General features: G+C 69.0%; 9 protein-coding genes, 2 tRNA genes and 1 pseudogene. 8 read left to right on the top strand and 4 right to left on the bottom strand.

What is annotated here, in order from left to right; genetic code table 11:
• The 6 genes and pseudogenes from D7Y13_RS05670 to D7Y13_RS05650 form a co-directional block, all read left to right on the top strand.
• Positions 1–188: pseudogene (locus D7Y13_RS05670) on the top strand (murein biosynthesis integral membrane protein MurJ); the annotation flags it as partial.
• 354 nt (positions 189–542) lie between these two features.
• The gene (locus D7Y13_RS47755) at positions 543–749 is read left to right on the top strand and encodes a hypothetical protein (protein ID WP_233595429.1); all 207 of its coding nucleotides are present in this window, start codon (positions 543–545) and stop codon (positions 747–749) included.
• On the top strand, positions 737–2,431 hold the full coding sequence (locus D7Y13_RS05665; protein WP_233595428.1) for a S1 RNA-binding domain-containing protein: 1,695 nt from the start codon (positions 737–739) through the stop codon (positions 2,429–2,431). The genes D7Y13_RS47755 and D7Y13_RS05665 overlap by 13 nt, the downstream gene beginning before the upstream one ends.
• A 102-nt stretch (positions 2,432–2,533) precedes the next feature.
• Positions 2,534–2,607, top strand: a tRNA-Met gene (locus tag D7Y13_RS05660).
• A gap of 81 nt (positions 2,608–2,688) precedes the next feature.
• A tRNA-Met gene (locus D7Y13_RS05655) sits at positions 2,689–2,762 on the top strand.
• A gap of 268 nt (positions 2,763–3,030) precedes the next feature.
• Entirely contained in the window at positions 3,031–4,245 is a 1,215-nt protein-coding gene (locus tag D7Y13_RS05650; RefSeq protein WP_120535712.1) for an esterase/lipase family protein, read from the top strand.
• Between the two features lie 7 nt (positions 4,246–4,252).
• On the opposite strand, the gene D7Y13_RS05645 is transcribed toward D7Y13_RS05650, so the two are convergent.
• From D7Y13_RS05645 to D7Y13_RS05630, 4 genes are all read right to left on the bottom strand, one after another.
• On the bottom strand, positions 4,253–5,317 hold the full coding sequence (locus tag D7Y13_RS05645; RefSeq protein ID WP_120535713.1) for a patatin-like phospholipase family protein: 1,065 nt from the start codon (positions 5,315–5,317) through the stop codon (positions 4,253–4,255).
• A gap of 36 nt (positions 5,318–5,353) precedes the next feature.
• Positions 5,354–5,554, bottom strand: coding sequence for a hypothetical protein (locus tag D7Y13_RS05640; RefSeq protein WP_120535714.1), 201 nt, complete (start codon positions 5,552–5,554; stop codon positions 5,354–5,356).
• A 122-nt stretch (positions 5,555–5,676) separates the two neighbouring features.
• Entirely contained in the window at positions 5,677–6,411 is a 735-nt protein-coding gene (locus D7Y13_RS05635) for a 2OG-Fe(II) oxygenase (RefSeq protein WP_120535715.1), read from the bottom strand.
• A gap of 110 nt (positions 6,412–6,521) precedes the next feature.
• Entirely contained in the window at positions 6,522–7,646 is a 1,125-nt protein-coding gene (locus D7Y13_RS05630) for a DNA topoisomerase IB (RefSeq protein WP_233595427.1), read from the bottom strand.
• A gap of 209 nt (positions 7,647–7,855) precedes the next feature.
• Between D7Y13_RS05630 and D7Y13_RS05625 the strand changes: the two genes are divergently transcribed.
• Both D7Y13_RS05625 and D7Y13_RS05620 read left to right on the top strand, forming a co-directional pair.
• Positions 7,856–8,668 carry a hypothetical protein gene (locus D7Y13_RS05625; RefSeq protein WP_120535716.1) on the top strand — a complete coding sequence of 271 codons (813 nt, stop codon included), beginning with the start codon at positions 7,856–7,858 and terminating at the stop codon, positions 8,666–8,668.
• 114 nt (positions 8,669–8,782) lie between these two features.
• Positions 8,783–10,942 (top strand): flotillin family protein, encoded by a 2,160-nt coding sequence (locus tag D7Y13_RS05620; RefSeq protein WP_120535717.1) that lies wholly within the window; start codon positions 8,783–8,785, stop codon positions 10,940–10,942.
• Positions 10,943–10,988: the final 46 nt, after the last annotated feature.

Genomic DNA, 10,988 nt, shown 5'->3' with positions numbered 1-10,988 from the left:
AGAGGTGTATAAGAGACAGGTGGGGGGGCACGGTGCTGGTGCCGCCGCACCTGCACCCCGTCGTGGGGCTGTTGGCGGTGGCGGTTCCCTTCGGACTCGTCTACTTCGCTGTGGCCGCCGCGCTGGGCATTCCCGAGGCGGGCGCTGTCTTCCGCAAGGTGGGCCGGAAGCTGAAGCTCGTCCGCTAGACGCGGCGCGGCGCACGGTGGGACGGCTGCCTTCCAGGCGATGCTTGGGAAAGCAAACGGAATGCAGGACAGGCCCCTTTCGGTTGCGATAGGAGGCCCATTGTGAGGGGGAGGTCGGTATGCGGCTTCCTCCCGACATGGCGCACGTGTAATGTGCGCCGCCTTTTTCAAGAGGCCCTGACTTCACGGGAGTCCGGGGTCGAAATCGTCAACGGAAGGTCTCGGCAGTGAGCGACGAGAAGAGCGGCGGTAATTCGGGCGGTCCTGGCGGTTTCGGTCCCAAGAAGCCGAAGGCCACGTTTGGCGACGTGATGCTGGGCATCCCTTCGGGGGGCCAGGGCAACGAGCGCGGCGGTGGCCGTGGCGGCGGAGGCCGCGACGAGCAGCGCGGTCCGGGACGGGAGCGTGGGGCGCGCGATGCACAGTCGCCGCAGCCTCGTCCCCAGGGCGGCGATGCGGGTGCACCTCGCGGTGGACGCCCCGGCGGTGGTGGCGGCGGCGGTGCGGGACGGGGAGGTGGCGGCGGTGAGCGTCGTCCGTCCGGCCCCATGGTGGTCGTGAAGCGGGCCTCCGGCTCCATCGAGACGCGCGCGCTGGAGGGTGACAAGCCCACCGACGCGACCGCGACGGCGGAGCAGACGGGCGCTGAGGCGCAGGCCTCCGCGGCCACGCCGACGCCCACCCCGACGCCGCGTCCGGTGACGCCGGCGCCCTCCAGCCCCCTCTACGAGGAGGTCCAGGAGTCCGAGTCCTTCGCCGACATGTTCGAGGCGCAGGTCAAGGACGGTGGCGCTCCTGGCCGGCGCGGCGTGCGCCTGGGCGAGAAGGTCTCCGGCACCATCTTCCAGCTGGGCGCGGACACCGCGTTCGTGTCGCTGGACGGCTCCGGCAAGTCCGAGGCGATGATCGAGCTGCGCGAGCTCAAGGACGACGAGGGCATCCTGCGCTTCGGCGTGGGTGACCGCCTGGATGCGCACGTGGTGGAGATGGGTGCCCGCGGCATCCTGCTCAGCCGCGCGCTCGCCAAGGGCAACGCGTCCATGGCGATGCTGGCCGAGGCCCGCGCCTCCGGCATGCCCGTCGAGGGCATGGTGCTCAGCGTGAACAAGGGCGGCGTGGAAGTCGCCATCGGCGACATGCGCGCGTTCTGCCCCATCAGCCAGCTGGACATCCGCTTCGTGGAGAAGCCGGATCAGTTCATCGGCGAGAAGCTCCAGTTCCGCGTCACCGAGGTCCGGGACCGCAACGTGGTGCTGTCGCGCCGGTCGCTGCTGGAGGACGAGCAGCGCAAGCTGGCGACGGAGACGCGCAAGAACCTGGCCGTGGGCAAGACGGTCAAGGGCAAGGTCTCTGGCGTGCGCGACTTCGGCGTGTTCGTGGACCTGGGCGGCGTGGAGGGCATGATCCCCGTCTCCGAGCTGTCCTACACGCGCGTGGGTCACCCCAGCGAGGTCGTGAAGCAGGGCGACGACGTGGAGGTGGAGATCATCCGCATGGAGGAGGGCCAGCCGAACTCCTCCGACAAGGCGAAGCAGAAGGAGCGCATCACGCTCTCGCTGCGCTCCAGCCAGGAGGATCCGTTCAAGAAGGCGCTGGAGGAGCTGCACGAAGGCGACCGCCTGCAGGGCAAGGTCGTCCGGCTGCAGCCGTTCGGCGCGTTCGTGGAGCTGCGCCCGGGCGTGGATGGCCTGGTGCACATCTCCGCGCTGAGCGACCGTCGCATCGCGCACCCGCGTGACGCGGTGAAGGAAGGCGAAGTCATCTGGGTGTCCATCGAGAAGATCGACCCCAACGACAAGCGCATCGGCCTGCGCCGCATCTCCGAGGAGGAGGCGCAGCGTCCTGCCGAGGAGCGTCCGGCGAAGGCGGCCACGGAGGCGAAGCCCGCGCAGCCCGCGGCGCCGCGTCCCAAGGTGGGCGACGTCGTCACCGGCAAGGTGGATCGGCTGGAGCCCTACGGCGTGTTCCTCGCGTTCCCGGGCGGCAAGGGCCTCATCCCGGCCAGCGAGACGGGCACCGACCGCGGCACGGACATGCGCAAGCACTTCTCCATCGGGCAGGAGCTGAAGGTGGCGATCATCGACATGGATCCCGCCGGGAAGATCCGCCTGTCCATCCCTGGCGCCATCCGCGCCGAGGAGCGCGCCGAGGTCGAGGCGTGGCAGAAGACGCAGAAGCCGGTGGGCTCGGGCAAGAAGGGCTTCGGCACCTTCGCGGATCTGCTGAGCAAGCTGGGCAAGTAGTGCGTCACTCGTTCTCGGCGCTCGCTCGCGACAATGCGGAAGGGCGCCGAGAATAGAGTTGACGGTCGCGAGAGGCAGATGTACTTACCCTCTCGTTCTCGCCGCGGGGTGGAGCAGCCTGGTAGCTCGTCGGGCTCATAACCCGAAGGTCGCAGGTTCAAATCCTGCCCCCGCAACTTGAAAAGCCAGGGGTCTGGTTGAAATGAAAGACCAGACCCCTGGTGTTCAAATGTAGAAGCAAAAGCGCAGCACGGTGACGCGGGGTGGAGCAGCCTGGTAGCTCGTCGGGCTCATAACCCGAAGGTCGCAGGTTCAAATCCTGCCCCCGCAACTCTGGAAAGGGCCCCAGTCGAAAGACTGGGGCCCTTTCTGTTTTCAGCGTCTGGGTTTCCGCCCACGCACGGGCCTGCCGGTGAGCCTCCGGGTTCCTGGCTGCTCTCTCCTTCACGCCCTGAATCCGCTCGCCTTTGTGGGGGCTCGGCCGTGCGTCCGCTCGTCGACGGTTGCACGCCGGGGCTTGCGTTGACGTGCGACCTACTCGCCGGTAGGTTACGGTTGGGTAGGTCATCGGCGGACGGTGTTACGTGGGGAGTGAATCCATGACGAGCCAGTCCCTTCGTGGTGCGCGGAAGAACGCGGAGGCCTTGCGCGGTGCCAGCCGGCTCGCGGTGCAGGCTGCCCAGGGCGTGATCGGAATCGTGCAGGAGATGCACTGCACCATCGCCAGCGGCCCCGCGATTCTCGGCAAGCCCCTGGAGCGGCCCGTGCGCGCCCTGACGGGGCTCGTCTACGCGACGCTTCAGGGCGTCACGCAGCAGGTCGGCGCGGGGATCGACGCCGTCATCACGCAGCTTGCGCCCTGGCTGGGAGACAGCGTGCCCGGGCCGCAGCGGGAGGCGGTGGTCGCCGCGCTGAACGGCGTGCTGGGGGATGCGCTCCACGAGGGCGGAAATCCGCTCGCCATTCCGATGGCGTTCCGGATCCGTGGTCAGCGCCTGTCCCTGGAGCCAGCCGCCTTGCGTGCCGCGCTTCCGGGGGCCGGGAGCCGGTTGCTCGTGCTGGTGCACGGCTCCTCGATGAATGATCTGCAGTGGAACCGGCTCGGGCACGACCATGGGGAGGCGCTGGCGCGGGAGCTCGGGTACACGGCGGTCTATCTCCACTACAACAGCGGGCTGCACATCTCCCGCAACGGCCGTGCGTTCTCGGAGCTGCTGGAGGAACTCGTGTCCGCGTGGCCCGTGCCGCTGGAGGAGCTGACGCTCATCGGCCACAGCATGGGGGGCCTCGTGTCCCGGAGCGCGTGCCTCGCCGCAGAGGCGCGGGGGCATGGCTGGCGGCACCGGCTGCGCAAGCTCGTCTGTCTTGGCACCCCGCACCACGGTTCGCCGCTGGAGCGCGGTGGGAGCTGGATCGACGTGCTGCTCGGCATCAGCCCCTACAGCGCTCCGTTCGCGCGGCTCGGACGGATCCGGGGAGCTGGCGTCACGGACCTGCGCTTCGGCAACGTGCTGGATGAACACTGGGAAGGGCGGGAGCGCTTCGGCTGGGGCGGTGATGTCCGTCGCAAGCTCGCCCTGCCCGACGGCGTGGAGTGCTACGCGGTCGCCGCGACCTCCGCGCAGGAAGAATCGGAGCGGCTTCCCGGCGACGGCTTGGTGCCGGTGGCCAGTGCGCTCGGACGGCACCTCCAGCCGGAGCTGACGCTGCGATTCCCGGAAGCGAATCAGCGGATCATCCTGCGCGCGAACCACCTGGACCTGCTCAACCACCCGGAGGTCTACGCCGCGCTCCGCGCGTGGCTGTCGCCCTGAGCGCTGGCTACAGCGGCTGGACGTGATCTGCGATGCGACCCGATGCAATCAGCTCGCGCAGCTCGTCGCCCATCCGTTCCCCTTCCGTCAGCACCTGCTTCCACGCCCGGATGCGCTCGTCGTCCTTCAGGCGGGTGAAGTCGACGCGGTCGGGGATGCGCTTGCCGGGCAGTCGCTCCAGGTGCGCGGGCGAGGGCGCGATGATCAGCGCGCGGCGGAAGTTGAGCGGTCCTGCGCGGCGCCACTTCAGGGACTTGTCGAACCAGCCGGGCACCACGTACGGATAGAAGTGCGGGTAGAGCACCAACCCCTCGCCCGCGCCGTAGTCCACGTCCAGGTGGTAGTCGACGACGCCTCCATCCCGGTACGTGCCCGGAGGCGCACCCGGGATGTCGTGGACGCCCGCGATCACCAGGGGGATGGAGCCGGAGGCCAGCAGGGCAGGGCGCAGGTTGTCCCGCGTCAGGGCGCAATGCACCGACGGCAGGTCCTTGAGCCCCGCGAACGGGCTCGTATCCCCGGCCGTGTGGAAGAGCACGCGCTGCATCTGGAGTCCCAACGTCCGACGGCTCACCGCGTTCGCCAGCGCCCCCAGCACGAAGCCCGTGAGCTGCGCCCCGGACTGCTCCACCGCCAGCAGCCCCTTGCACCGGGTCGTCACGACATGGAGCCGGGCCCACGGATGGGTGAGGATCTCCTCCGCGCCGTCCGGCCCCAGGAGCGCTTCGAGGACCTGGGCACTCGTCTCGCTGACGAGCGACGGCGGCGGCTTGGGCGGATAGCGTTGATCCAGGTACGCGTCCGCGAAACGCTTCAGCGCGGCCACCGGATCCTTCTGCGCCAGACACGCCAGACGCCAGCTCCCGATGGAGCTGCCGATGAGGTGCAGGGGCCGGGTGCGAGGCTGCCGGAGGAGTTCCCCGAACAGCACCCGGTCGATGCCCTCCAGCGCCAGCCACTTCGGTCCACCCGAAGCACCGGGAAGGATGTGCACATCCTCCGCGCGCAGACCGCGTTCACGGAGGATGCGCAGGGCGTCGGGACCGGCCAGCAGGGTGAGGCTTTGGCTCATCGCGGGCGCGCAACCTAGCAGGCTCGCATCTGGCGACTATCGGTTCTCGTCGGGAGGCTCGGACTCCAGCGGGTTGAGCGTCACCACCCGGTGGCCGTCTTGTTCCGGTTCGCTGCGCACCTCCTCCAATTCCTCAGGACTTCGGGGCGCGCGTTCGGAAAAGTTGTCGTTCTCGAGGTGCCGCTGACGCTGCTCGCTGGTGCCGCCGTAACCCTCCTGCAGCTTCTTTCCAGCCATGTCCGTGCTCCCTCGCAAGGGGTGAACTGGAACAGTCGTTACGGTGCACGGCGCGCGCAAGCGGAGCCCTGCCAGTGTGCTCGGATGCCCCCAGGACGGGGCTCCGGGCCTGCGGTGTCATCTCATTCTTCCAGGGTCCCCACGGAAGGTGAGGCGCCGTCGCGCTCCCGCTGGGCCTCCAGGTAGGCGGAGAAGCCCGCCTTGGACTGGATGCGGAACTCGGGGATGCGCGCGAGGACCCGGTTCGTGAACGCGTACTGCTCGCACACGAGGCTTGCCCGCAGCGCGCCTTCGGGGCCGCCCGTGAAGGGTTGCACCTCGTGCGCGAGGTCGCCCCGGAAGTGGACCAGCAGGCCCGGCTCGGGCGCCACATCGCCCTTGGCCTCGTTGTCGCGGAACAGCCGCAGTGCTCCGCCGCGCGCTTCGGGGGGCACGCGCAGGTAGAGCACGCTCACGTGCGCGGGCGTCGCGTGCCGCAGGCCACTGGGCTCCTGCAACGTCGCGTCGATGTGGCGCCCCACCGGCGTCCCCGCGTCCAGCAGCAACAGGTTCAGGTAGAAGGCATTGGGACGCTGCGCGGCGGCGCGGGCCCCGAACCAGCGCCATCGTGTTCGCGGCACCAGCTCCCGGGCGCTGTCGCCATCCAGGATGCAGCGCAGGTACGCGGACAGGAATGGGAAGCGCTCCTCCAAGGTCGCGCGGCCCGCCTGCGTGAAAATGAACGAGAAGCCCCGGCTCGCGCGGAAGGTGCCCATCAGCGGACTGCGCGCGACGAAGCGCGAACCGAGCAGGGCGTCCCTCAGGGACTCCAGTTCGGCGCGGGGCAGGGCGTCGCGGTGGGTGACGTACTCGGGCACGGGCAGGACGCTAACGCCTTCCCGCTTCCGCGAGAATGGTCCCGCCCCGGTCGCCTCCCTTCCGGGCGGGCCCCCTGTCCCCAAGCTCGGAGTCCGGAGTCAGGTGCCCGCTACATCGCCGCCTGCTCCACGCATCCCTTGGCCCGGCCCAGCATGTGGAGCAGGGCCTTCTCCGAACAGTGCATGCCCTCGCCCGCGTGCGCCGCCAGCTCGTCCACGGACTTGAAGTAGCGGTCCACCACCTGGCCCCGCTCGAAGAGGGCGAGCACCGACGGGTAGATGTACGACGCCCTGGCGACGGCGGGTGTGTTGCCCAGGTGTTCGGAGGCCTCGCGCACCGCGGCCACCATGGTCTTCTTCAGGATGGTCTTCTTCACGGGCCCGGCGTCGCCTTCGCGCTTCTCGTGCTCGCGGGTCCTGGCCAGCGCGCACGCGCAGATGAGCGTTCCGGCCCAGGTGCGGAAGTCCTTCGCGCTGTAGCCGGGCCCCATCACCTGCTGGATGTACTCGTTGAGGTGACGGCGCCGCACGTCCACCACCGCGCCGTCGTCCACCACGAACTTGAAGACGTCGCGCCCGCGCACCTTCAGCAACTGCCGTACGAGCGTGGCCACGCGGCGGTCCTTGAGCTCCCGGTGCTGGCGCACGCCCGACTTGCCCGGGTAGTCGAACACCACCGTGTCGCCCGTCACCTTCACGTGGCGCGCCCTCAACGTGGCCAGCCCGAAGCTGCCGTGCTCCTCCGCGTAGCGCTGGCTGCCCGGGCGGATGAAGCACGTGCCCAGGATGCGCAGCATTCCCGCGAGCACCCGCTCTCGGACCAGCCCCCGCTTGCGCAGATCCTTGTTCACCTGCCGCCGCATCTTCGGCAGCGCCCGCGCGAAGCCCACGATGCGCTGGAACTTCACCGACTGCTGCCGCTGCGTATGCGCCTCGCTGTAGCGGTACTGCCAGCGGCCCGCACCATCCCGTCCCACCGCCTGGAGCCGCGCGGACGCCTTCGTCGCGATGGCCACCTCCGTCCACGCCGGGGGCAGCTTCAACGCCTCGATGCGCTCGCGCTCCGCCTGGGACACCGCGCGGCCGTTCGCATCCACGTAGCGGAAGCCCCGCTTCATCGTCCCCAACCGGCGCAGCCCATCCCGGCGCAGCCGCTCCAACTGCGTCAGGCCGCGGGAGGCCCGCGGGCCACTGGAAGTCCGCTCTGTTTCCAAGACAGCGAGGTTGGAGGGCATCAAGACCATCCCAGGGGCCGGGGGCTCCAGGACACCTGGACGCCCGGGCTCACCCTGTAGTGCGCAGCCCGCCGCCGACCGGCAATCCCGCGCGGCTCCTGGCTGCATGCCCTCCAGACAGGTGGAAAAGCCCCGGGTGGCATTTTCGGATACGGGTGCAGTCGCTTACACTCACTTGCGACTCCAAACTCCCAACGTATTCCCGAGGCATGACGACCTTCCTCGACGCCCTGGTGGCGTTTCCGACCGCGATCTTCACCGCCTTCCTCGGGGTGGTGCTGGCCTATTGGCTCTGCGTGATCATCGGCGCGGCGGGCATCGACATGCTGGACGGTGACGCCCACATCGACCTGGAAGGCGGCGCCAAGGCGGTGAGTGGCGCGTTCGAGGGCGGGGCCAAGGCCACGTCGGGGCTCCTGGAGGGCGGCGCGAAGGCCGTCTCGGGGCATGGCCACGGCGGACACTCGCACGCGCATGACGCGGAGGCCGCCACCGGCCTGCTCGCGGCGCTGGGCTTCGGGGGCATCCCCATCACCGTGTCGGTGAGCCTGGTGGTGTTCCTGTCCTGGTCGCTGTCCCTGCTGACCGGCCAGATGGCGCACGGCGCGCTCTCCATGCTGCCCTCCTGGCTCATCAGCACGGGCCTGGGCCTGGGCTGCTTCGCGGTGGGTACGGGGGTGGCCGGACTCGCGGTGCGGCCCCTGCGGCCCATCTTCATCGCCAAGAAGGCCCCGGGCCGCGAGGCCCTGATGGGCCGCGTGTGCAGCATCTCCAGTGGCAGCGTGAACGCGCGCGACGGCCACGCGACCTTCAATGACGGGGCCGCGGGCCTCATCCTCAACGTCGTCTGTGACAAGCCCAACCAGCTCAAGCGGGGCGAGCCGGCGTTGATCCTCGGCTACGACGCCGAGCGCGGTGTCTACGAGGTGGAGCCGGTGGACTGGCTCCTGCCGCAGGAAATGGAGCAGCTTCGCGATCCGCTCAAGGCAGCGGCCGTCGCGAGGGCCCGCTCGCAGCGATGAACATTGGCGTCCTCCGGGCCTTCCGGACGGGCGCGACAATCGGCACCGGGTGGCTTTCGCGGGGGACCCCGAGTGCTTGGAACAAGGCCCGCCCAACGACTTCACAGGAAGGCCATGGATCCCATCAGCCTGGCAGCAATCATCGGCGGCGGCGTCATCATCCTCTTCGGCATCTTCGTCAGCGTGGCGAAGTTCTACCGCCAGGTGGATCAGGGCAAGGTGCTCATCGTCAACACGATGAAGACGGAGCCCACGGTGACGTTCACCGGCGCCGTCGTCCTCCCCATCGTCCACCGCGCGGAGGTGATGGACATCTCGCTGAAGACGGTGGAGATCGACCGTCGCGGCAAGGAAGGCCTCATCTGCCAGGACAACATCCGGGCGGACATCAAGGTCACCTTCTTCGTGCGCGTGAACAAGACCCGCGAGGACGTGCTCAAGGTCGCCCAGTCCATCGGCTGCGTGCGCGCCAGCGACCAGGAGACGTTGGAGAACCTCTTCGAGGCCAAGTTCTCCGAGGCCCTCAAGACGGTGGGCAAGAGCTTCGACTTCGAGCAGCTCTACACCAAGCGCGATGAGATCAAGGACAAGGTGGTCGGCACCATCGGCCGCGACCTCAACGGCTACATGCTGGAGGACTGCGCCATCGACTTCCTCGAGCAGACCCCGGTGGAGATGCTCGACAAGGACAACATCCTGGACGCCCAGGGCATCCGGAAGATCACCCAGCTCACCACCGAGCAGAACGTCTTCACCAACGAGCTGCGCCAGTCCGAGCGCATGGCGGTGACGAAGCGCGACGTGGAAGCCGACGAGGCCATCTTCGCCCTGCAGCGTCAGCGTGAAGAGGCGGCCGCCAAGCAGCGCCGGGAGATCGACAGCATCCAGGCGCGTGAGACGGCCGAGGCCGACCGCGTGAAGAGCGAGGAGTTCGCCAAGGCGCAGCTCGCGCGCATCAAGGCCGAAGAAGAGATCGCCATCAACGAGGAGAACAAGACGCGCCAGGTGCAGGTGGCGCAGAAGAACCGCGAGCGCGTGGTGGGCGTGGAGACCGAGCGCGTGGAGAAGGACCGCGCCCTGGAAGCCATCAACCGCGAGCGCGAGACGGAGCTGCAGCGCATCTCCAAGGAGAAGGCGCTCGAAGGCGAGAAGAAGGCCATCGCCGACGTGGTGCGCGCCCGCATCGCGGTGGAGAAGACCGTCGCCCAGGAAGAGGAGAACATCAAGGACCTGCGCGTGACGTCGGAGGCCAAGCGCAACAAGGACGCCATCATCATCGCCGCCCAGGCGCACGCGGAAGAGGCGTCCGTCAAGGACATCCAGGCCGCGGACGCGAGCGCGAAGATCGCCGTCTTCCTCGCCAAGGAGAAGCTGACCCTCGCGGAGGCGGACCTGGAGGCCGCGGACAAGTCGGCCAAGGCGAAGATGCGCCTGGCCGAGGGCATCCAGGCCGAGTCCGCCGCGGCGGGGCTCGCCAACGTGCGCGTGCGTGAAGCCGACGCGGTCGCGACCGAGAAGCTGGGCATGGCGCAGGTGCGCGTGAAGGAGGCCGAGGCCTCCGTCATCCAGAAGCAGGGCCAGGCGCAGGCCTCCGCCACGCGCGAGAAGCTGCTCGCCGAGGCCTCCGGTATGGAGGAGAAGGGCATGGCCCAGGCCCGCGTGCAGGAGGCGGAAGCCGGCGCCATCCACAAGCGCGGCGAGGCGGAGGCGTTCGCCATGCGCGAGAAGCTGCTCGCCGAGGCCGCCGCCATCCAGGAGAAGCTGATGGCCGAGGCGCGGGGCCTGTCGGAGAAGGCCACCGCGATGAAGGCCCTGGACGGCGTGGGTCGCGAGCACGAGGAGTACCGCCTGCGCCTCAACAAGGAGCGCGACGTGGAGCTGGCGGCCATCAACGTGCGCAAGGACATTGCCCAGGCGCAGGCCCAGGTGCTGGGTCAGGCCTTCGGCAACGCGAAGTTCCAGATCGTCGGCGGCGACGGGAAGTTCTTCGAGAACTTCATCAAGGCCGTCTCCTTCGGCAGCTCCGTGGACGGCGCGTTGGATCACAGCGAGGCGCTGAAGAAGACGCTCGGCGGCTACCTCAACGGTGAGAAGGACCTGCCTGCGGACCTGAAGGAGATCCTCTCCAAGCCGGGTCTCAGCAACGACGCGCAGAACCTGGCCGTCGCCGCGCTGCTCAACCGGATGTCCCTGAGCCCCACCGCCTCCACGGCCGCCGGAATCAAGGCGCTCGTGCAGACGGAGGCCGCGGCCCTCCTCGAGAAGCAGGGCTAGCCCTCAAGGGCCTTCCGTCCGGCGCATCCGCGAACCGCATCCCTTT

This window comes from Corallococcus praedator (assembly GCF_003612125.1).
Taxonomy (GTDB): domain Bacteria; phylum Myxococcota; class Myxococcia; order Myxococcales; family Myxococcaceae; genus Corallococcus; species Corallococcus praedator.
This window is presented reverse-complemented; position numbering and strand designations above follow the sequence as displayed.

Excerpts from the sequence above, each read along its gene's own strand:
- D7Y13_RS05665 (WP_233595428.1), top strand. The coding sequence starts at position 737 with ATGGTGGTCGTGAAGCGGGCCTCCGGCTCCATCGAGACGCGCGCGCTG.
- D7Y13_RS05650 (WP_120535712.1), top strand. The coding sequence starts at position 3,031 with ATGACGAGCCAGTCCCTTCGTGGTGCGCGGAAGAACGCGGAGGCCTTG.
- D7Y13_RS05645 (WP_120535713.1), bottom strand. The coding sequence starts at position 5,317 with ATGAGCCAAAGCCTCACCCTGCTGGCCGGTCCCGACGCCCTGCGCATC.
- D7Y13_RS05640 (WP_120535714.1), bottom strand. The coding sequence starts at position 5,554 with ATGGCTGGAAAGAAGCTGCAGGAGGGTTACGGCGGCACCAGCGAGCAG.
- D7Y13_RS05630 (WP_233595427.1), bottom strand. The coding sequence starts at position 7,646 with ATGCCCTCCAACCTCGCTGTCTTGGAAACAGAGCGGACTTCCAGTGGC.
- D7Y13_RS05625 (WP_120535716.1), top strand. The coding sequence starts at position 7,856 with ATGACGACCTTCCTCGACGCCCTGGTGGCGTTTCCGACCGCGATCTTC.
- D7Y13_RS05620 (WP_120535717.1), top strand. The coding sequence starts at position 8,783 with ATGGATCCCATCAGCCTGGCAGCAATCATCGGCGGCGGCGTCATCATC.